This window comes from Rhabdochromatium marinum, from assembly GCF_016583795.1.
Lineage (GTDB): Bacteria > Pseudomonadota > Gammaproteobacteria > Chromatiales > Chromatiaceae > Rhabdochromatium > Rhabdochromatium marinum.
The window spans coordinates 24,545-46,095 of sequence record NZ_NRRS01000002.1 but is presented as its reverse complement, the minus strand read 5'-3'; the positions used below and the strand labels follow the sequence as shown (position 1 = coordinate 46,095).

The window sequence follows — 21,551 nt, the reverse complement described above, 5'->3', positions numbered from 1 at the left end:
TGCCGAGAACTTCATGACCCCAGCCAGCGGTGTGCCAGTCCGGGCCAAGCCAGTTCAAGCCAAGCCCAGTTCCCAGCCTCGATCTCAGGCGCCTGGAACTCCAACGAGAGCCTGTTGCGGCCGCGCGCAAGCGTCGAGCCTGTGGACTCTGATCAGCAGCGGTTCGCCCGATGCGGTTGATTTGCTGGAACAGAACCTGGAGGCTGCCACCCTCCTGACAGGGACTGACTGCGCCGTCCTGGCGTTTCCGGACGCCGACGGCCGCGAGCTGGTTTACCGCTGCATCATGCCGCTGAGCGCGGCTCCGGCGGACCGGGCGGCCCTGCAAGTGCCCTTTGCCTCCACTACCAGCCTGGCCGGGGAGGCCCTGCGCACCGGCCAGGCGCGGTCTTGGCCACCGCATCAGGATCCGACTCAGGATCGGAATCAGCACCCGCACCCGCAGGCAGAGGCTGGCAGCGATCCGCTGCTGCGCAGCGGCGCCCGTTCTCTGTTGGCCTGTCCAGTGATCGTGCAGGAGCAGGTGCAGGCGGTCCTCTGTGTGGCCAGTTGGACTGAGACCGCTTCCCTGACGCCCGAGCAGATGCGACGGCTCACCAGCATCGCCCGGCAAATAAGCCTGGTCATCGACCGCGAACGACTCATCACCACGGCGCGCATCTCCAACCGCCAGCTCGATGAGATTATCCAACGTAATCCCGATGCTATTTTGATCACCGATGATTATGGCTGCGTGCGCTTTGCCAATATCGCTGCTCAGCGCCTGTTTGCGCGCAATGCGCAGGAACTGACCGGCTATCCGCTGGGACTCACCTCGCAACGCAGTGTCGGTGAGATTGAAGTGCACTGTTCCACCGGTCAGCGGATCCCGGTGGAGCTGCACGCCATGGAAACCACCTGGGATGGCCAACGTGCCCATGTGCTGACCCTGCGTGATTTGACCGCCCGTCGCCAAATCGAAAACGAAAGGCGTGCCAGTGCCAACCGCCTGCGCGCGGCGCTGGTGCAAACCATTGAGGCGATCTCGCGCACCGTCGAAACGCGCGATCCTTACACCGCCGGCCATCAGCGTCGGGTGGCCGCGCTGGGCCGTGAAATCGCGCGGGCCATGGAGCTGGATCAGTCTATCGTGGATGGTGTGTATATGGGCGGCACCATTCATGATATTGGCAAACTCTATATCCCGGCAGAAATCCTCAATCGCCCAGGGAAGCTCAATGAAGCCGAGTTCATGCTGATCAGAACCCACAGCTCGGTGGGGTACGACATCATTGCCGACATTGATTTTCCCTGGCCGCTGGCAAAAATGGTGCATCAGCATCACGAACGCATTGACGGCAATGGTTATCCGCAGGGGCTGAAGGGGGGGGAGATTATACTCCAGGCGCGCATTCTGGCCGTGGCCGATGTGGTTGATGCCATGAGTTCCAGGCGCCCCTATCGCGAGGCGCTGGGTCTGGATGCTGCATTGGAGGAAATTGAGCGTGGTTCCGGTACCCGTTATGATCCAGAGGCTGTCGCGGCTTGCATTCGTTTGTTCACGCAGCAGAATCTGCGCCTTGAAGACCTGGAGGCCATCCCTTAAAGGCCATGCGCCGACCCGAGAATAGATTCAACCCGGGCTCGGTTGCCGAGGCTGAGGCTCCCTTGGCCTATCCGCTGCGGATTGCGATTTTGGTTGGGCTGATTCTGCTGACCCTCGCCATTGCGGCCACAGCCTACCAATGGCTGATGCGCCAAGCGCGTCAGCAGGCTGAAACCCGACTGCAGCAGATCAACACCTCCCTGGTTGAAGACTTCAGTCTGTGGCGTCAAACGCAGCTGGAGGCGGCCGCCACCCTAGCCCGGGATCCGCTGCTCGCGCGTGCCTTTCTGGCCGTGCGCGCCGGCAATCCCAAGGCTCGGGCCGATCTCGCGGTCTGGGCACGCAGCCAGCGCAATCGCCACAGCTGGAGCGATGTGCGGTTTTTCACGCCCGATCTGCAACCCATCCCCGGTCTGGCCTGGCCCGGAACCGAGCCGGAAATTCCCATACCATCCAAAGCGGTTATGGAGCAGGTGGTTCAATCACGGCAGGTGCAGCTGACGGAAATCTACCCCTACAGCGCCGAGGGGCAAGGCTTGCAGCAGACCCGTCAAGACGCATTGCATATTGCCGTCATGCTACCGCTGAGCAATCCCGAGTCGCCAGGCCAGCTGATTGGCTTGCTGGTTCTGGGCCAACGCCCGCATCGGACGCTGTTTCCGCTGCTTGGTAAACACTCCCTGTATGACATTGGCGGTAAAAGCTGGCTCATTGATACCAGCACAGAACACCCGCGCCTGCTGGCCGGCCCCCACCCATTGCACAACGCACTAAGCGGCGCGGCAGAACAGACCTTTGGCGCCGATCTCAGCGGGCATTCCGCGCTCAGAGCCACAGTGTTCATGCTCGAATTGACCGATTGGGGTGGTCGTCATGCCTTCGCTGTTGCAGCTAACGTGCCTGGCAGCCACTGGCTGCTGGTGACCGAGGCGCCGGTGGACCGCCTGCTTGGCTCCACCTACCGTACCCTGCTGATCCTGAGTGTCATGATCCTCGCGGTGATCAGCACACTGATCGCTGCCAATCATTTGCTGACCCTGCGCCATCGCAACCAGGAGTATCTGCGTCGCTACCAGGGCGAGCGCGAGCGGCGCAAACTGCTTGAGGCTCTGCGCGAGAGCGACAGTCAACTGGACATCTTCTTCAACGACGCTTTCTCCGGAATGGGCGTGGCTACCCACAGCTTGCAATGGCAACGGATTAATCCGGCACTTGCTGAATTGATCGGTTGTCAGCCGCACGCCCTGTGCGGACAGCCGTGTCGCGAACTCTTTTTCCCTGAGGATCGCGCGGCCGTCATGGAAGCCTTTGAGCAATTGCGGCATGACAAACGAAAAGTGTCAAGGCAGGAAGTTCGATTGCTGCGGGCCGATGGCAGCGCCTTGCCGGTGCGCCTGGCGCTGCACGCGATCCGCCAAGCCGATGCGTCCTTAAAGCATTTACTGATTCAAGTCGATGACATGCGCGATCGCCAGGAGGCCGAACAGCTCTACGATGTGCTGCTCAACACCTGCATGGATGGCTTCTGGATTCTTGACCTCAGCGGCCGCTTGCTGGGGGTCAACCAGGGGTATTGCCGCTTGACTGGCTATGCACGCGAAGAACTCATTGGTCAGCCGATCACGGCTGTGGAAGTTTATGAGGACCAATCGCTCGTGGATGCCCGCATCGCACGGATGATCATCCAAGGGGGCAGTGAGTATTTTGAAACCGCCCACCGCTGCAAGGACGGCAGCCTGGCCTACCTCGAAATCAGCGCCAGCTTCAGTCATCTTCAGGGAGGACGCCTCTATGCGTTCCTGCGTGACATCACCGAGCGTAAAGGTTTCCAACAAGCTTTGGAGCAGGAACGTGCCCAACTGCGCACTCTGTTTGACGGCATTGACGCCATCATCTATGTGTCCGACCTGGACACCTACGAGCTGATCTATGCCAACGACAGCTTTGTGCAACCGGGCGTGCGCGACTTCTCCGGCCAGCGCTGTCATCAATTCATGCATGGCCATGACAGTCCCTGTGCTTTTTGCAACAAGCCCAGCTTGCGGCTGCACGACGCGGGCAACAGTCATGTGTGGCAATTTCACGATTCACATACAGGTCGCTGGTATCGCTGCGCCGACAAACTGCTCAACTGGTGGGATGGGCGCCGGGTGCGCTTTGAGATCGCTTCCGACATCACTGCGCAGAAAAACCATGATCAGCAGGTTCTGCAACTGGAAAAACTCAGTTCCCTGGGGCAGCTCACCGCTGGCTTGGCGCATGAGCTCAATAACCCACTGATGGGGGTTATCAATGGCATACAGTTCTGTATTGAAGAACATCTGAGCGATGAGGAACGCCGTGGGGTCCTCAGGGATGCCGAACAGCAAACGCGCCGCTGTATTAACATCGTGCGCGAACTGCTGGCCTTCTCGCGCCAGCGTGGCGTGGATATGCATGTGTTTTGCGAGATCGACCCGCAGCCCATTATCGCGCGTGTGCTGCGTTTGTTTGATTATCGCTTGACCAAGGCTGGCATCCAGCTCGACGTTAACTGCGATCCACAGCTCCAGCGGTTACGCTTGCAGCCGGAACGCTTTGAGCAAGTGGTGACCAACTTGGTTGGCAATGCGGTCGATGCTGTCGCCGGGAGCCCAGAGCGACGCATCAGTCTCCGCTTGTCGCGCCAGGATGGCCAGGTGGCACTGGAAATCAGCGACACCGGTCCAGGAGTGCCCAAAGAGATTCAACAGCGCGTATTCGAGCCCTTTTTCACCACCAAGCCGACCGGTCAGGGCACCGGTCTGGGGCTCTCAACAAGTTGGTCGATCATTACCGATCATGGTGGTACGCTAGACTTTGCCAGTCTGGAAGGTCAGGGGACCCGGGTGACTGCTCGCTTGCCGGACACCTCACCGCAACCCGCGCCAACCGCGATCCAGCCGCCGCATCCAACATCATCCGCTTGATTGTGCATCACGCTTCATGGCAAAAAAAATCCTTATCATTGACGACGATTCGGCTGTGCGGCAGGCATTCTCGCTTGCCTTGCGCAGCACGCCTTATCAAGTCGCTACGGCGGATTGTGGAGAGCAAGGCGTTGAGCGCGCGCTCCAGGAGGATTTCGATCTGATTTATCTGGATCTGCGCATGCCCGGCATCAACGGCGTCGAAACCCTTCAGCGTATCCGTGCGGCCAAGCCCGAGCAGCTCATCTATATTGCCACCGCCTTCCATCGTGAGTTTCTGGATGACCTCTCGGCGGTGCGCAAAAATGGCCTGAGCTTTGAGTTGCTGCGCAAACCTCTGGAGCGCCAGCAAATCATTCACATCACTCGCTCGGTGCTGGGCGATGATGACAAAACGGCCACCGGCGCTCATGCTTAAACCCAAACGCTTGCTTGACAGTATCGGCGCCCGCACCTAGCATCCTTCGCGGTATTATCACGAGCGTTATTTTTTCAATGGATCTTTCCAGTATTCGGGCCCCGGTTCGGGATGACCTTATCGCCGTCGATGCGTTGATTTTGCATCGCCTGCAATCTGAAGTCGTACTTATCAACCAGATTGGCCATTACATCGTCGGCAGTGGCGGCAAACGCCTGCGCCCCCTCATTGTGCTGCTCGCTGCGCGCGCCTGCGCCTACGCCGGCGAACGCCACATCGACATGGCCGCCATTGTCGAGTTCATCCACACCGCTACTCTATTGCACGATGATGTCGTCGATGGCTCCGAGCTGCGCCGCAACCGCGAGACCGCCAACGCCGTCTGGGGCAACGAGGCCAGCGTGCTGGTGGGCGATTTCCTCTACTCGCGTGCCTTCGAGATGATGGTCGATGTCGGGCAGATGCGCGTGATGGATGTGCTGGCCCACGCCACCAACCGCATCTCTGAAGGCGAAGTCCTGCAGCTGCTCAACACCCACGACCCGGACACTACCGAAGCGCGCTATATGGAAGTCATTCAGCGCAAGACCGCCACCCTGTTCGAGGCTGGTGCGCGTCTGGGCGCGGTACTCGCCGAAACGCCAAGCGAAACCGAAGCAGCCCTGGCCGCCTATGGCCTGCATCTCGGCATCGCCTTCCAGCTCGTCGACGATGCCCTCGACTACGGCTCAGATCAGGAAACCATCGGTAAAAACATCGGTGACGACCTCGCCGAGGGCAAACCCACCCTGCCGGTCATCCGCGCCATGGAAGTCGGCACCGAGCAACAACGCAACATCCTGCGCCAGGCCATCGAATCCGGCGGTCGCGAGCAAATGGACCAAGTTGGCGCAACCATTGTCGCAACCGAAGCACTGGAGTATACTGTCGCACTTGCACGGTCTCATGCGCAGTCCGCCAAAGACGCACTCGCGATCCTGCCCGAGACCGACAGCCGCCAGTCACTGATGACCACAGCAGATTTCGCCGTCAGTCGAACCTATTGATCTGTTTGGGTTAATTGATCGATGGATTAATGAGTTGATTGGTTGATCGTTCAATACTGGTTGCTGCAAAGCAAACAGTCACAATATCGGGGTGTAGCTCAGCCTGGTAGAGCACTGCCTTCGGGAGGCAGGGGCCGGAGGTTCGAATCCTCTCACCCCGACCATAACAATTCAGGGGGTCGCGTCATTTTGCATGCGCCTCCTACGCGGTTCGCGTGAAAAATCGGGTCCCATGTCTTGAACCTCCGAGATATTGGGTCTGAGACGAGCATAGACCCTGACGATGCTATTCACATTGCTGTGCCTGAGTAGCTCGGAAACTCGTTCAATTCCAACTCCGCTTGCACAAACCAGTTCCCAAAGGTTTGGCGAAGATTGTGCGGATGCACATCGCCAAGTCCGGCCCCAACGGCTTGGGCAGTAAGTTGCACAGATTTTGGCTCGTGACAGGATGGCGGCTCGCACCTTTTGGTTGAGTAGCACTTGTCCGAGCTTGCCGTTCCACTGTCCCCTCATCTACCCTTTCTCGTTCGATCTCGAAGGTGATGACACCGTTCTTGAGATCGATGTGCTTCCGTTCGCGCGTCCATTCGAGCCAAAGTGCATCTCGCCCGGCGCAGTTCGCTGCTGGCTAGCCCACCGAAGGAAATACACCTATGTCTGCAACCACCAATGATGATCCGTTGTTTGCCCCGCTGACTGCCGGAGCTTTTGAGCTGCCTAATCGTATTGTTTTGGCGCCCTTGACGCGCTCGCGTGCCGGGCAGCCGGGTAATGTTCCCGGGCAGCTGAATGCCGATTACTATGTGCAGCGCGCTGGTGCGGGGCTGATCTTGTCCGAAGCGACCAATATTTCCCAAATTGGTACTGGCTATGCGCTGACGCCGGGGATTTTTACCGATGAGCAGGTCGCTGGCTGGCGCCTGGTAACGGATGCCGTGCATGCCGCCGGCGGGCGCATGCTGCTACAACTGTGGCATTGCGGGCGGATGTCGCACGAGTCCCTGCATCCGGGGGAGGCGCCGCGCGCACCCTCAGCGCTCCCGTGCGACAGCTGTCAGGTGTTTACGGTCGATGCCGAAGGACGCGGCGGGCGCACGCCGGTGTCACCGCCGCAGGAGATGACGGCGGCCGAGATTAAGTCCACCATCGACGATTACGCCCAGGCGGCGCGACGGGCCATGCGTGCCGGTTTCGATGGCGTGCAGGTGCACAGTGCCAATGGTTATCTGCTGCATCAATTTCTGGCCAGCAACACCAACCACCGGACTGACGGCTATGGCGGCAGCCTGTCGAATCGCTGTCGGTTGTTGTTCGAGGTGATGGACGCGGTGTTGGCCGAGGTTCCAGCTGGTCAGGTGAGTGTGCGCCTCTCGCCGCTGTTTAACCTCAACGGGATGGCGGATGCTGATCCGGCGGAGACCTTTGGCCATGTCACCGATCATCTCAGCCGCTTGAGCATTGCGCTGCTGGAGATCGCGGATACCGATGTGATGGCCGGCGCCGAGCCGCGTATGGAGTCGATGCTGGCGTTCACCCGCGCGCGTTTCGACGGGATTCTGATGCTCAACGGGGGCTACACACCGGAGCGAGCGCGTGCCGCCCTGGCGGCCGGAGACGGCGATTGCATTTCCTTCGGCCGCTTGTTCCTGGCCAATCCGGATTTGCCGGAGCGCATTCGCCGCAACGGTCCCTACAACGAACCGAACCCGGATACCTTCTACGGCGGTGGTGCCGAGGGGTATACCGACTACCCGAGCCTGGACCGCTGAGGTGCCAGATCACTGAGGTGCCCGGGGCCCGACCGACCAACCGCCCAATGGGCGGGCAGGCTCACATCATGCCGAGTTGCAGCAGTGCTTCCTCGGACATGTTGTCCTGAGTCCAGGGGGGATCCCAGACCAGCTCCACCTGAACCTGGCCGACGCCTTCGACCTTCTCGACGGCATTCTTGACCATCATGGGCATCATGCCGGCAACCGGACAGCCCGGTGCGGTCAGGGTCATGTCAACATCGACATCGCCATTGGTGGCAATGTCGATGTTGTAGATCAGCCCCAGGTCGTAGATGTTGACCGGGATTTCCGGGTCATGGACTTGGCGCAGCGAGGCGATAATCGGCTCGCGTAGCTCTTCGGCGTCCATCCGCTCGACCGGGTATTGATCGGTGGATGCATCATCCGCTGCCTTAACATCAGTCGCCGCAGCGTCGCTTGAGTCCGTCGATTGTTGGTTGCGGCCGAAGCCAGCGAATCGCGCCAGTCTGTTCATTGCCCTAAACTCCCCACGAATACAACGAAATGCACTTGCCTGGTGGATAGTCGCTTCACAGTGGTGACTGCTCCAGCCGTTGGCCGACGGCCTCGGTCACTTGCTCGCGCAACGGCTCGGGGCCGAGGGCGTCGATGATCTCCCCGGCAAAGCCCAGGCACAGCATGCGTTGGGCCAGCGGTGCCGAGATACCGCGCGAGCGCAGGTAAAACAGCATTTCAGGCTCCAACTGCCCAACCGTGGTGCCATGGCTGCATTTGACATCATCGGCATAGATTTCAAGCTGCGGCTTAGTATCGACCTCGGCATTGGGTGATAAGATCAGATTCCGGTTGGACATGGCGGCATCGGTGTGCTGTGCATCACGGGCCACATACACGCGCCCGTCAAAGACGGCGCGACCCTTGCCATGCAAAATGCCCTTGAAATTTTCCCGGCTGGAGCAATGCGGCACCTGGTGCTGCACATCCATGTGATAGTCGATCAGCTGCCGGTCGCCGGCCAGGTACAAGCCTTGCAGTCCGCAATCGGCCTGTTCAGCCAGAAAGCGCGTGACCAGATCGGTGCGCGACCAGGTCGCCCCCAGACCGATATTGATTCCCCGGTAGCGGCTGGCCGCCGCCTGCTCCAGATAGAGGCCGCTGAGGTGATAGGCGCTGGGGCTTTCCTGTTGCAGCCGGTAATGGTGCAGCTGCGCCCGCTCGGCCAGGCGGATTTCAACCACAGCGTTGTTGCAGTAGGGCGCCTGGTCAAAACTCAGATAACGCTCGATCAGTTCCGCTTGGGCGCCAGCGGCCAGCACCACCAGATGGCGTGGTTGCGCCACGCTCGGCTCATCCAAGCCGATGGACAGATGCAGCAGCTCGACCGGGCGGTCCAGTTGCACCTGTTCATCCAGCAGCATGACCAGGCCATCGGCGAAGTTGGCGGTATTGAGTGAGGTGAACAGATGCTGACCCGCGCCAGCAATCTGGCCGAGCTGACCGGCGAGTCGGTCTGGATCCTGAGCAATGAGCTCGGCCAGTCCGCCAATGTGCACGCCCGTGGGCAGGCCGTCGAGCTGGGACAGGCGCGGCTCGAATTGGCCATTGACCATGACCAGCCGATAGGTCTCCAGGCCGTCGATCAGGGCTTTGTCCAGGTCTTCGGATTGCAGGGCGCTGATCGGCTTCTGCTGTGGCTTAAACCCCTGTTCGATCAAAGCGCTCAGACCGGTGTAGCGCCAGCCCTCAGACTTCTGCGTCGGCATACCCTGATCAGGGGCGCGTGCAGCAGCGTCGTGACGCAGCTCCGCCAGCCAGGCCGGTTCATCTGCACTGGTGGGCGGCTCACCGGCCTGGCCCAGCCAGGCCAGCAGCGCCGGATCGGGGGGCCGTGTTGTCAACGCCGCTGCACTCATGCTGCTTCCCCGTCGGTAATCCAGCTGTAACCTTTTTCCTCCAGTTCCAATGCCAGCTCCTTGCCGCCGGAGCGGATGATGCGTCCCTGTGCCAGGACATGCACATAGTCAGGCTTAATGTAGTCCAGCAGGCGCTGATAGTGAGTCACCACCAGCATGGAGCGCTCGGGGCCGCGCAGCGCATTGACGCCAGCGGCAACAATGCGCAAGGCATCAATATCCAGGCCGGAGTCGGTCTCATCGAGAATTGCCAGCTTGGGTTCCAGCATGGCCATCTGGAAGATTTCATTGCGCTTTTTCTCCCCGCCCGAAAAGCCAAAGTTGACCGGACGCTTCAGCAGGCTGTCATTGAGATGCAGTACTTTTAGGCGTTCCTTCATCAGACGCAGGAAGGACACCGCATCGAGTTCGTCATCACCGCGCGCCTTGCGGATGGCATTGACGGCAGACTTGAGGAAATAGGTGTTGTTCACGCCCGGCAGTTCCACCGGATACTGAAAGGCCAGAAAGAGTCCGAGCTGGGCACGTTCCTCAGGTTCGAGACCGAGCAAATCCTGGCCGTTGAAGTCAACCGAGCCAGCGGTGACCTCATAGCCCTCGCGCCCCGACAGCACATGGGCAAAGGTGCTCTTGCCCGAGCCGTTGGGACCCATGATGGCATGCACCTCACCCGGGCCGACCTCCAGATCGAGACCCTTGAGAATGTCTTTGTCACCGACTTTGGCCTTCAGGCCCTTCACAGACAGCATGATGATGGCTCCAGAAAAATCTTTTAATCCGTTTGATGTGCAGGTGCGACGCTTAACCTGAGCGTGGGCTTTAGCCCACTGCACCCTCAAGGCTGATACTGAGCAGCTTTTGCGCCTCGACCGCGAATTCCATTGGCAGTTCGTTAAAGACTTCCTTGCAGAAGCCATTGACGATCATGGACACCGCATCCTCCTCGCTCAGCCCCCGCGAGCGGCAGTAGAACAGCTGATCCTCGCTGATCTTGGAGGTGGTGGCCTCGTGTTCCATCTTGGCGCTCGGATTCTTCACCTCAATGTAGGGGAAGGTGTGAGCCGCACAGGTATCGCCAATCAATAACGAATCACATTGGGTGTGATTGCGTGCCCCCTCGGCCTTGCCAGCGATGCGCACCAGGCCACGATAAGACTGCTGGCCATGCTGGGCTGAGATGCCCTTGGAAACAATGGTCGAGCGGGTGTTGCGCCCCAGGTGAATCATTTTGGTGCCGGTATCGGCCTGTTGGCGCCCCTTGGTGACGGCAACGGAGTAGAACTCGCCAACTGAGTCATCACCGCGCAGGATGCAGCTGGGGTATTTCCAGGTGATGGCTGAGCCGGTTTCCACCTGGGTCCAGCTGATCTTGGAGCGTGCGCCGCGACAGTCGCCGCGCTTGGTGACAAAGTTGTAAATGCCGCCCTTGCCGTTCGCGTCGCCGGGATACCAGTTTTGCACCGTGGAGTATTTGATCTCAGCGCCTTCCAGCGCGATCAGTTCTACCACGGCGGCATGCAGCTGGTTGTCATCGCGCTGCGGAGCGGTGCAGCCTTCCAGATAGCTGACATAGCTGCCCTCGTCGGCAATGATCAAGGTGCGCTCGAATTGCCCGGTTTTGGCGGTGTTGATGCGAAAGTAGGTGCTCAGCTCCATCGGGCAGCGGGTATGCTTGGGCACATAGACAAAGGTGCCGTCGGTGAAGACTGCTGAATTCAGTCCGGCATAGAAGTTATCCGTCGGCGGCACCACAGTGCCGAGGTGCTTCCTGACCAGCTCCGGGTAGTCCTTAATGGCTTCAGAAATGGAGCAGAAGATCACGCCGGCTTCGGCGAGCTTGTCGCGGAAGGTGGTGGCAACAGAGACGCTGTCAAAGACGGCATCGACGGCGATGCCGGCCAGTGCCATCTGCTCCTCAATGGGAATCCCCAGCTTCTGATAGGTTTCCAGCAGCACCGGATCGACTTCATCGAGACTTTTCGGCCCCTCTTTCTTTTTCGGCGCTGAGTAATAGGAAATATCCTGAAAATCGATGGGCGCATGCTGTACAGCCGCCCACTCTGGCGTTGGCATGTTCAGCCACTTGCCATAGGCACTCAGGCGCCAGTCGGTCATCCAGTCGGGTTCACCCTTACGCTTGGAAATGGCGGCCACGACCTGCTCATCCAGGCCGGGCGGTAGAGTGTCGGATTCGATCTCCGTGACAAAGCCGTGCTCATACTCTGACCTGACTAGATGATCGTATTCAGTGGCTGCGCTCATGCGGTAGCTCCGGGTTATTACTCAGTGCAATGCTGGGTTATTTGGCGTTATCGGTTGGGCGTTTCAAGAGCGCCCTTGACCCCAAGCGGCCAGTTTAGCGCGACCTGGCCGATGGCAAAAAATCCGCCGGACGCTCTGTCGGGAACGTCTGCCACGGTTGCAAGGCAACCGCCCAGCGGGGGAACTTGTCGGCTTTGCAACAACCAGCATGGCCGGCCTGCGCGTTAGCAATAGGATAAAAAATTGTTGATCCAAGGGGTTGCGCAAAGGTTGCAGGGCCGTGCTGGCTGGTTCGCAGCCGTCTGAACGAGGGATGTGGCAAGTTTTGTGCCCGAAGCTGCTGAGCTTGTTACAGGCGGGAGGAATGGCGCTTACAGAGTCCCCACTGACGTGGTCGCCGCCCAAGTCACTGCTTGGTGTCAGCTGCGTCGGCATCGGCAGGCGGATGGGTTGGAGTTGCAGCCTCCGCTGACTTGGCGGCCTCATCTTCGGGAGGTACAGCCTTGATGCGAATGGTGGCACCGGGCACCGCATCGCGCAGCTTGCCAGTCAAGCGACCGGTTCTGACGGTTCCCTCGCCATCGCGAAACAGATAAATCCAGATCGCGATCATGGCGATCAGCGCGATCAGCAGGATGATGTTGGTTCCCATTGGTAAGCTCCCTAAAGATGGTGACGACAGATCCTTGAAGACCGGATCCTGCGAAGCGGCATTGTAACCGGCTGGCGCCGACAGGGTGAGCCCTTCCGGGGCGGCGCCGGTGACTGCGCTTCGGCTGTCGAACCGTCAAAAAGTGCTGATACCCACTTCATAGAGTCCGCCCACCACTACATATTCATCCTCGCCCTTGAGCATGCCGGGCAGCAGGCGATTGGAGAAAAACACCTTGGCCAGGGGCACCTGGGTTTCCAGAATGTAGTCGCCGAACTCATCGGCACGCTCGCGATCACTGGTGAAGCTGTTGAGATTGTTCAGCAGCACCTGATACCGCTGACCGGGATGCTTGGCGAGGATTTCGTGCTCATCAATGCGATTGATGCCGCGATACAACGTTAGATGTGTCTGGTCAGGATGCGCCCGTTCCAGCTCATACTGACAATAGGTGTAGAGCAAATCCAGCTGAGCCTCAAGCGCATTGGTAGCATAGAGCCCGCGACTGCCCTGCACCAAATAGGCATGATAGGCATCACTGTCGCGCCCATCGAGTGGTCCGCCATGATGACGCGCCAGCAGCCCAAAGCGCGATTCCACCCAGTGCTTAAGCACCGCGCCTTCGCGCCCATCGGAGTCGAATGACCAGCCGCGCACCATGCGCAAATAGTTGGCGTTGCAACGGTATTTCTTGCGTGGCCCCGGTGTGAATCCCGCCTCTTCCAGATCCTCCAGGCAGAAATGCACCGTCATATAGTCGATAAAATAAGCCGCCCGTTCATCCTGACACGTCAGCGGATCCAGCGTCGCAAAGAGGTCATGGTGAAAATCCCGCACCCCATCGAGCTGCAAGGGCACCGGATGGCGCTGATATGTCAACCCGCCGAGAATTGTCGCTGGCAAATTGCAGCGGTTGATTGGCAGCCGCACCTCCGCTGGCAAGCGTGGAGCCGCATGCAGTGGCATCAAATCGGGCGGTGGTGCATCTTCAGTCAAGAGCAGGGGGATCTCCGAATCAAACCATTGAGCGGCAAAGGGCTGCAAAGTGCAGCAGGGAGCCGCACGGGTGAGCATCGCCATGTTCGCGAGGCAGTATAGACTGACTCTGGGTGACTCAGAAAGCCTGGGCAGAGATCTGGCCCTCATGACTTGGCCCCAGATCAAGCCTCAGAATCCAGTCATGTACAAGTCATGTGAAAGCCAGGCGCGGATCAGATATTATCCAGTCTTGGTTGATACCCTAATGGAATGAAGCAATGATCGACGATCTACTAAGTGATACTGATTTCGAAGACGAATGCGAGCGGAAACTAAAAGCCGCGCGAGCCGAGATCGACAGGCTGTCGCGTGATCTGCTGTATTATTCAGCCGAACTGGTCAAAATCCGCGAAGAAGTGGCACGGTTGAAGTTCGAGAATCAGCACTTGAAGATGACACTAAAAAAAGCATCCGACAGCGATGCTCGTTGATCCCTCTCCCGTATGCGCGCCATCATTCGTGCCCAGATGCCGCTTGGCAATTCACAGCCGGGGCAACCAGAAAGCGCCGCTCGCTGAGATCATCGATCCCCCGGTATCGCCGGGGCTGGCTACTCCCTAGCTGAAGACTGACCTTGGGGCGGGCAAGGCAGCTCCAGCCAAAACTCAACCCCCGGATCGCACTCAATGACCTCGATCCGGCCGTGCATGGCCAGGGTCAGGCGTTGCACCAGAGCCAGTCCGATGCCGGTGCCGGAGATGGCAGCGGTGCGTGCCAGATCGCCGCGATAGAACAGCTCGAAGATGCGTTGGCGCTGTGCGCGAGGGATGCCGGGGCCGTAGTCGCGTATGCGCAGGCGCAGGCGTTGTTCATGGTTGCCGTTGCCCCCGGTCAACGGCTCGCAGTCGATGTCGATGCGGCGCTGTTTGGCGGCGGCGCCGAATTTCAGTGCATTGTCGAGCAGATTGAGCAAAATCTGCACGCTGGCATCGGGGTCGGCCAGAATGCTGAAGTCTTGGGTGCAGCCGATGCGCAGGCTGAAGTCGGCGCGTTCGAGCTGATAGGCCACGCGTTCGCGCACCATGGCCAGCAGCTCGCTGACGGCGAGCGGGCACGGCTCAAGCCGGAGTTGTTGGCGGCCGATACGGGCGAGTTGCAGGACATTGTTGATCAGTCGCGACAGGCGCTCGCTTTCCTCCTGAATAAACCGATAGTAAGTCGCTTTGCGTTCCTCGGAGGCGAAGCCGGCGCGCAGCATTTCGGCATACATGCGGATGGAGGTGAGCGGAGTTTTCAGCTCATGGCTGACGGCAGAGACGAAATCCTGTTGCTGGCGCAGCAGGGCCAGCTGCCGGGTACCCAGGCGGTACATGAGCCCGGCACCAACCAGCAGGACCAGCGCCAGCGCGCCTGCCATCCAGCCGATCACCTTGGCGCCAGGGGGCGTGGGCAGATGGCTGACACTGAAAATTAATTCAAAACCGCCAAAGGGTTCCTGCAAGCGGCTGCGGTAGAGCAGGGCACCGCTTAAAGACTCGCTCAGGCTGTTGCTGCGAGTGCCATTGTCATTGTTGATACCCTTGATACCGTTGATGTCGTTTTCAATGTTTTCACTGCGTGAGCTGGTAAAAGAGTTACTGCGTGTCGGGGCAGCGCGAAAGCTGCTCAACAGGTCACCGCGATAGGCCACGCTGAGGTGGGTGCTGCGTGCCAGCACGGTGGCGGCCAGTGGTTCGGCGATCAAGTGGTGCAGAAAGGGTTCCAGCGCAATCAGTGCGCCCTGGATAAAGACTTCGCCGCTGCGCTGCACACTGCGAAATAGCAACAGATGCCCGGAATCGAGCAGGCCAACTTCAACCGGGCCGATCATGCGATGGAACAACTGGATTTTCGCCGGGGAGGCCGGTGTTTGTTTTTGCTCCTGCTTTTGCACCTGTTCCTTTGTCTGTTCGGATTCATGTTCAAGCGTCAGCTTCGCTAGCGACTTGTCTGCACCTGCGGCGGTGGTGTTGGCAAGCTCGGCGGCATCGCCGAACAGGGTCGGCGATTGTTCCCGGCGGCTGCGTTTGGCATAGCTCTCATCGAGCTGGGGCAGCGCCTTGGATGCCCTTGCTGGCTGGGAAGGCGCTCCCCGGGCGGCGCGGTCTTGGGTTTTCAGTCGGGCAAAGGCGGCCTGGGACAGGCGCGGGCTTTCTTCCATTGGTGGCGTGGCGGCGGGAGCGGGAGCTGGTGCCGATGGCCGGGTTGGCGCCAGTGCTGATATCGATGCCCCTGCCGCCGCTAGAGAGTTGCCGGACGCTGCTGGTTCAGCCTCAGTCATCTCCTGATCTGTCGCACCGAATTCCACCTGCCGGGTCTCAGGCCAGGCGCGCTCAATGAGCCGATTGCCGATCAGCACCTGCTGAATGCGCTGCGCGCGTGCCTGGCGCTGGGCCAGTTCGGCGGGATCCAGTCCGCGTTGCGCTGCCGGCTGCTCGGGTAGCAACGGCGAATGGAAACGTCCATCCGGAGCCACTTCAAAGTAGCCGATCAGACCGGGGAGTGCCGCTGTGTCATGCAGCGCGGCCAGCGGAGAACGCATGTTCGCGCTCTGGGTCGTGTCGGTCGGCGCATGCAGGAAATCATAGTCACTGATCGGACGGGTGGCCTCGCGGCGCACCAGTGCGGCGAGCCGGGTGTCGATGCGGGCGGCCAGTTCTTCGGCTACCAGTTGTTGGGCGCGGAAGGATTCCCACTGCATCTGATCGTAGGCCTTGAACACCAGCAGGGCGCTGGGAATGGCCACCGCCAGCACGAACAGACCGATGCCGAAGCGCAGCCGGCGTTGAGCGCGTGACTCGTTCAGGGCGTCAGTCGCAGTCGGTAGCCCAGACCGCGCACGGTTTGCAGCCATTGGGGATGTGCAGGATCGGGTTCAATTTTGCGCCGCAGCTTAGCGATATGGATATCGACGGTGCGGGTTTCAATTCCACAGTCACGCGCATAGCCCCAAACCCGGTGCAGCAGTTCCTCGCGACTGACCGCGCGGTCGTGCTGGGCGGCAAGATAGCCCAGAATTTCTGCCTCGCGCCGGGTGAAGGGAATCTCCTCCGCGCCGCGTTGGCCGCTCAGATTGGGCAGATCCAGGGTCAGATCACCGAGGTGCAGCGGTTGCATCCCGGTTTCCGCTGCGGCTCCGCTACTGCGACGTAACACCGCCTGCACCCGCAACACCAGTTCAGTGACCGAAAACGGCTTGGCGACATAGTCGTCGGCACCCAGACGCAACCCCTGAATAATATCCTCATCTGCCGTGCGTGCGGTCAGCATGATGATGGGCTGGGTGCGATCAATGGCGCGTACCCGGTCGCAGATGGCGAAGCCATCGAGTCCCGGCAGCATGATGTCGAGCAGGATCAGATCGAACTGGCCGCTGAGCGCCTTGGTCAGTCCGTCCGGCCCTTCGGCGGCACTCTCCACCGCATAGCCGTGAAAGACGAACAGATCCTCCAGCCCCACGCGGATGGGTTCTTCATCCTCAATGATCAGCAGGCGTGATTTGTTGGGTAGAGCGTGTGCCATGAGGTGATGCGTGGGATCAGTGGCGTGTGGTGGTCTCGGTTGACAGACTCAGTTGGCTGGCTCAGTTAGCCGGTCCGGTTGACTGGCATGGCTTCAGCTTAGCGTCTGCTGGTGGCAGCCAGGTAAATGTTTGGTAAATCCGCACGCGTCATCTTTACCAAAGTCTGCCTGGGCGGCCGATGTCCTGGTTCCTAGACTGAAGCTGTCCGATCCGTCCTTGCATCTGGTGAACCACGGAGATCCTTATTGATGGCCATTATGACCCGAGTATCACGGCTGCTGCGCGCCGATCTGCATGCCATGCTCGACCGCCTGGAGGCTCCCGAGCTGGTGCTGGCTCAGGCGCTGCGTGATATGGAACAGGCGCAGGCGCTCGACAGTGCCAAGCTCAAGCGTTTGGAGCATGAGCATGCGCGGCTGGAGCAACTGAGCACCGAGGTTGAGCAGCGCCTGGAACAGGAGCGCCTGGCGCTGGAGGACTGCCTGGCCGCTGAGCGCGATGACCTGGCCCGCGCGGTGTTGCGTCGGCGCCTGGAGGCTGAGCAAACGCTGAGCCGGCTACAACAGCAAGGGCAGGAGAATCGCCGTGCCCGTGCGCACACTCAAGCCTGTCTGGTTGAACAGGAGCACCGCCTGAACGAATTGCGCGCCCGCGCAGCCGTGTTTGAGACAGATGAAGTCGGTGGTGTGGCTTCGGAGGCGTGCGCTACATCCGCTGATATGGGCCTGGGCAGCACTGTCACTGTGCGCGATGCCGAAATTGAGATTGCGCTGGTACAGGCCAAGCGCCAGCGGGAGATCGCCGCATGAACCGGCCCGGATTTGCCGAAGGAGTCGTTCTGGCCTTGCTGGGGGCTCTGAGCACCTCCGTGCTGGCGCAGGCGCTGATGATGTCGCGCCCGCCGTATGCGTCAGCCTGGTCAGCCTCTGGGTTGAGCCTGGGTCTGTGGCTGGTGCTGATTCTGCTGTTGGGTTGGGGCTATGGGCTCTATCTGCTCGCGCGCAGCCCAATCCCGGTGGGACGCCTGTGGCTCGCGCTGCTGTGGGGGCTGGTCAGCTTGTGCTGCGCGCTGTTCAGTGCCCGGTTCATCGGTGACGGATTCGGCATTTGGTTTCGTGCCTGGCTGTTCAGCGGACTCGGGCCGTTGCTGGCGGTGCAACTTGGATTTATCTGGCTGATCCGGGTGTGGTGTTTTCACCCTCGGCCACTGGCCGCGCTGCTTGATGCAGCGCTGCTGATTGGTGGCACTCTGGCGGCACTGTGGGCGCTGACACAGAGCGGCAGTCTGCTGCTTGCCAGCTGGACCTGGCTGCTGACCCAAGCGCTTTTTGTTCTGATCCCCCCACCTGGAAGCGCAACTCCCACAGAATCCGCCGCAACCGACAACCACATGCGCTTTGCAGCGGCCGAGCGGGCGGCGGAACGCGCGCTGCGGCGGCTTGCGACTGGTGACTTTCCCCTGCTGTGATTTTTTTCCTGCATTGAGGCTACAATCATGCGTATACACCATAAAAAGACCGTTCCCGTCGTGGCGGCGATCCTGTTCGGAGCCACACTGCTGGCGATTCTGACTTATCCCGGCATTCAGCTCGCATTCTCGGCATCTACGCCTACACCCACAGCTACGCCCACGACCGGGCCCACACCGGCGCCTGAGTATTCAACTGCCGTGACAGCCAGGCCAAATCGCCAGACGCAGCCGCTGATCGAAGCCGTCTTCGTGCTGGATACCACTGGCAGCATGGGCGGGTTGATCCAGGCCGCCAAGGACAAAATCTGGTCCATTGCCGCGACGCTGGCCGCTGCCGAGCCAACGCCGGAGATTCGCATCGGGCTGCTGGCCTATCGCGATCGCGGTGATGCCTATGTCACCCGGGTGGTGAATCTGTCGTCTGATCTGGATGCCATCCATGCCGAGCTGATGCAGTTTCAGGCCCGAGGCGGCGGGGATGGGCCGGAAAGCGTCAATCAGGCGCTGCATGAGGCGCTGCATCGCATCCAGTGGAGTCAGAACAGCGAGGCTTATCAAGTGATTTTCCTGGTCGGTGATGCTCCGGCGCATATGGACTATGACCATGACATCCCGTATCCACAAACGCTGGCGCTGGCCAAGCAGCGCGGCATTCATGTCAATGCCATTCAATGCGGCAACCAAAGGAAGACCACCACCCAATGGCAGCGCATCGCCCAGCTGGGTGGCGGTGGCTATTTTCAGGTCGAACAGGGCGGTGGCGCCATTGCGATGGCCACTCCCTATGACGAGGATCTCGCGCGCCTGTCGGCTCAGCTCGACAACACCCGCCTGTACTATGGCAAGACCGAAGAGCGTGCGGCGCGGCGCGACCAACTGGCTGTTGAGCAAGCCGCCAAGGCCGCCGCTTCACCCGCAGCACTGGCCCGGCGTGCTGACTTCGTCACTTCCAAGAGTGGCCAGGCCAGCCTGATCGGTCAGCACGAACTGGTCGATGAAGTCAGTCGCGGACGCGTGGACCTCAAGGCGCTGCCGGCCGAGGAGCTTCCCGCCCCGTTGGCCGATCTCGCTCCGGAAACGCAGCAGGCGGTCATTGATCAGAAAGCACAAGAGCGCCAGGCACTCAGCACCGAAATCCAATCACTCAGCCACCAGCGCAGCGAGTATTTGCGCTCGAAAGTTGCCGCTAGCGGCGAAGCCGAGGAGTCCCTGGATCACAAAATCTTCAGCGCCGTGCGCGAGCAGGCCAGCGGGAAGGGGCTGAAGTACGACGCCGACGCGCTGACTTACTGACGCTATGGCCCATCAATGCCAAGCTGATCCCACAGTTGATCCACCCGCTCCAGTACCTCCGGATCCATGCGAATGGGCTGGCCCCATTCGCGCTGGGTCTCACCGGGCCATTTATTGGTGGCATCCAGGCCGATCTTGGAGCCAAGGCCCGAGACGGGCGAGGCAAAATCCAGATAGTCGATCGGGGTATTCTCGATCAGCAGGGTATCGCGCGCCGGATCCATACGGGTGGTCATGGCCCAGATGACATCCTTCCAGTCACGCGCGTTTACGTCATCATCTACCACGATCACGAACTTGGTGTACATAAACTGGCGCAGGAAGGACCACACGCCCATCATGACGCGCTTGGCGTGGCCAGGGTATTGCTTCTTCATGCTCACCACCGCGAGGCGGTAGGAGCAGCCCTCGGGTGGCAGGTAGAAATCAACAATCTCCGGAAACTGCTTTTGCAGCAGCGGAATGAAGACTTCATTCAATGCCACGCCGAGAATCGCGGGCTCATCTGGCGGGCGGCCGGTGTAGGTGCTGTGGTAAATCGGCTGCTGGCGATGGGTGATGCGCTCAATGGTAAAGACCGGGAAGCGATCAACTTCATTGTAATAGCCAGTGTGATCGCCATAGGGGCCTTCATCGGCCATGTCATCGGGATGGAGATGGCCTTCGAGCACGATTTCCGCACTGGCGGGTACTTGCAGATCCGAGCCCAGGCAGGCGGCGACTTCGGTGCGGCGGCCACGCAGCAGGCCGGCGAAGGCATATTCCGACAGGCTATCCGGCACCGGCGTGACGGCACCGAGAATGGTGGCCGGGTCAGCACCGAGTGCCACCGCTACCGGAAAGGGTTGGCCCGGATGTGCCTGCTGCCAGTCGCGATAATCCAATGCACCACCCCGGTGCGCGAGCCAGCGCATGATGACGCGGTTTTTACCCAGCACCTGCATGCGGTAAATACCCAGGTTTTGTCGTGGCCGATGCGGGCCGCGCGTGATGACCAGCCCCCAGGTAATCAAGGGCGCTGCATCGCCTGGCCAACAGTGCTGGATAGGGAAGCGCCCGAGATCAACCGCCGCGCCTTCCATGACGACCTGCTGGCAATCGGGCTGTTTGCGCAGTCGTGGCGCCATATCCAACACCTTTTTAAACACTGGCAGGCTGCGCCAGGCGTCCTTCATGCCCTTGGGCGGATCGGGTTCTTTCAGAAACGCCAGCAGCTTGCCGATTTCGCGCAGTGCCTCGGTCGATTCTGCTCCCATGCCGAGCGCAACCCGTCGCGTGGTGCCGAATAAATTGCCCAGCAGCGGAATCTTCGAGCCCTTGGGGCGCTCGAACAGCAGCGCCGGACCTCCCGCGCGCAGAGTACGGTCGCAGATGGCGGTAACTTCCAGATAGGGGTCAACTTCAACGCGAATGCGCTTTAATTCCCCGCTGGCTTCAAGCTGGTCGATAAAGTCGCGTAAATCTCGGTATTGCATGGGTTCTTGTATCGCTCCGGTCCGGGGCTTGCAACCAAGCCGACAATGATCCCGGGCCGGCTGTCGGGAAGGCTTCAAGTGTCGCCTGGGTAGCAGTTAAGTGTCTGTTTATTCTTTGATTGAATGGTTGGCGTGGGTTTTGCTTCTGCTCTGGTAATACTCAGCGACTGGTTTGGCGTCGAACTGGTTGA

General features: G+C 60.2%; 18 protein-coding genes and 1 tRNA gene. 10 read left to right on the top strand and 9 right to left on the bottom strand.

Features of this window, described 5'->3' with window-relative positions:
- Positions 1–13 precede the first annotated feature (13 nt).
- The 6 genes from CKO36_RS01045 (at position 14) to CKO36_RS01020 (ending at position 7,769) form a co-directional block, all read left to right on the top strand.
- Positions 14–1,585: an HD domain-containing phosphohydrolase gene (locus CKO36_RS01045; RefSeq protein ID WP_200279329.1), complete on the top strand. Its 1,572-nt coding sequence runs from the start codon at positions 14–16 to the stop codon at positions 1,583–1,585.
- Positions 1,586–1,590: 5 nt separating this feature from the next.
- The gene (locus CKO36_RS01040) at positions 1,591–4,533 is read left to right on the top strand and encodes a PAS domain S-box protein (protein ID WP_200279327.1); all 2,943 of its coding nucleotides are present in this window, start codon (positions 1,591–1,593) and stop codon (positions 4,531–4,533) included.
- Between the two features lie 16 nt (positions 4,534–4,549).
- A complete protein-coding gene (locus CKO36_RS01035) occupies positions 4,550–4,951 on the top strand; it encodes a response regulator (RefSeq protein ID WP_200279324.1) in 402 nt (133 codons plus the stop codon).
- A gap of 77 nt (positions 4,952–5,028) precedes the next feature.
- Positions 5,029–5,997 (top strand): polyprenyl synthetase family protein, encoded by a 969-nt coding sequence (locus CKO36_RS01030; protein ID WP_200279321.1) that lies wholly within the window; start codon positions 5,029–5,031, stop codon positions 5,995–5,997.
- An 87-nt stretch (positions 5,998–6,084) separates the two neighbouring features.
- Positions 6,085–6,161: transfer RNA gene (locus CKO36_RS01025), tRNA-Pro, on the top strand.
- Positions 6,162–6,653: 492 nt separating this feature from the next.
- Positions 6,654–7,769 (top strand): alkene reductase, encoded by a 1,116-nt coding sequence (locus tag CKO36_RS01020; protein WP_200279318.1) that lies wholly within the window; start codon positions 6,654–6,656, stop codon positions 7,767–7,769.
- 61 nt (positions 7,770–7,830) lie between these two features.
- Here the strand turns inward: CKO36_RS01020 and CKO36_RS01015 are convergent, their stop codons facing one another.
- From CKO36_RS01015 to CKO36_RS00990, 6 genes are all read right to left on the bottom strand, one after another.
- Positions 7,831–8,268 (bottom strand): SUF system Fe-S cluster assembly protein, encoded by a 438-nt coding sequence (locus CKO36_RS01015; RefSeq protein WP_200279315.1) that lies wholly within the window; start codon positions 8,266–8,268, stop codon positions 7,831–7,833.
- 55 nt (positions 8,269–8,323) lie between these two features.
- Positions 8,324–9,652, bottom strand: a complete 1,329-nt coding sequence (sufD, locus tag CKO36_RS01010) for a Fe-S cluster assembly protein SufD (RefSeq protein WP_242469304.1) — start codon at positions 9,650–9,652, stop codon at positions 8,324–8,326.
- Between the two features lie 11 nt (positions 9,653–9,663).
- Positions 9,664–10,416 (bottom strand): Fe-S cluster assembly ATPase SufC, encoded by a 753-nt coding sequence (gene sufC / locus CKO36_RS01005; RefSeq protein ID WP_200279309.1) that lies wholly within the window; start codon positions 10,414–10,416, stop codon positions 9,664–9,666.
- A 70-nt stretch (positions 10,417–10,486) separates the two neighbouring features.
- On the bottom strand, positions 10,487–11,929 hold the full coding sequence (gene sufB, locus CKO36_RS01000) for a Fe-S cluster assembly protein SufB (protein ID WP_200279306.1): 1,443 nt from the start codon (positions 11,927–11,929) through the stop codon (positions 10,487–10,489).
- A gap of 406 nt (positions 11,930–12,335) precedes the next feature.
- Positions 12,336–12,581, bottom strand: coding sequence for a hypothetical protein (locus CKO36_RS00995; RefSeq protein ID WP_200279303.1), 246 nt, complete (start codon positions 12,579–12,581; stop codon positions 12,336–12,338).
- A 135-nt stretch (positions 12,582–12,716) separates the two neighbouring features.
- Positions 12,717–13,547, bottom strand: a complete 831-nt coding sequence (locus CKO36_RS00990) for an NAD(+)--dinitrogen-reductase ADP-D-ribosyltransferase (RefSeq protein WP_200279520.1) — start codon at positions 13,545–13,547, stop codon at positions 12,717–12,719.
- Positions 13,548–13,837: 290 nt separating this feature from the next.
- On the opposite strand from CKO36_RS00990, the gene CKO36_RS00985 reads away from it, so the two are divergent.
- Complete coding sequence (locus CKO36_RS00985) at positions 13,838–14,050, top strand: hypothetical protein (protein ID WP_200279300.1); 213 nt, start codon at positions 13,838–13,840, stop codon at positions 14,048–14,050.
- Positions 14,051–14,169: 119 nt separating this feature from the next.
- On the opposite strand, the gene CKO36_RS00980 is transcribed toward CKO36_RS00985, so the two are convergent.
- Positions 14,170–16,452, bottom strand: coding sequence for a sensor histidine kinase (locus CKO36_RS00980; protein ID WP_200279297.1), 2,283 nt, complete (start codon positions 16,450–16,452; stop codon positions 14,170–14,172).
- Positions 16,401–17,120, bottom strand: a complete 720-nt coding sequence (locus tag CKO36_RS00975; protein ID WP_200279294.1) for a response regulator transcription factor — start codon at positions 17,118–17,120, stop codon at positions 16,401–16,403. The genes CKO36_RS00980 and CKO36_RS00975 overlap by 52 nt, the downstream gene beginning before the upstream one ends.
- A gap of 249 nt (positions 17,121–17,369) precedes the next feature.
- On the opposite strand from CKO36_RS00975, the gene CKO36_RS00970 reads away from it, so the two are divergent.
- From CKO36_RS00970 to CKO36_RS00960, 3 genes are read left to right on the top strand one after another with little or no spacing between them, the layout of a single operon-like run.
- Entirely contained in the window at positions 17,370–17,930 is a 561-nt protein-coding gene (locus tag CKO36_RS00970; RefSeq protein ID WP_200279291.1) for a PspA/IM30 family protein, read from the top strand.
- Positions 17,927–18,589, top strand: coding sequence for a hypothetical protein (locus CKO36_RS00965; RefSeq protein ID WP_200279288.1), 663 nt, complete (start codon positions 17,927–17,929; stop codon positions 18,587–18,589). Before CKO36_RS00970 ends, CKO36_RS00965 begins: the two co-directional genes overlap by 4 nt.
- 27 nt (positions 18,590–18,616) lie before the next feature.
- Positions 18,617–19,885, top strand: coding sequence for a vWA domain-containing protein (locus tag CKO36_RS00960; protein WP_200279285.1), 1,269 nt, complete (start codon positions 18,617–18,619; stop codon positions 19,883–19,885).
- 2 nt (positions 19,886–19,887) lie between these two features.
- On the opposite strand, the gene ubiD is transcribed toward CKO36_RS00960, so the two are convergent.
- On the bottom strand, positions 19,888–21,360 hold the full coding sequence (ubiD, locus tag CKO36_RS00955) for a 4-hydroxy-3-polyprenylbenzoate decarboxylase (protein ID WP_200279282.1): 1,473 nt from the start codon (positions 21,358–21,360) through the stop codon (positions 19,888–19,890).
- Positions 21,361–21,551: the final 191 nt, after the last annotated feature.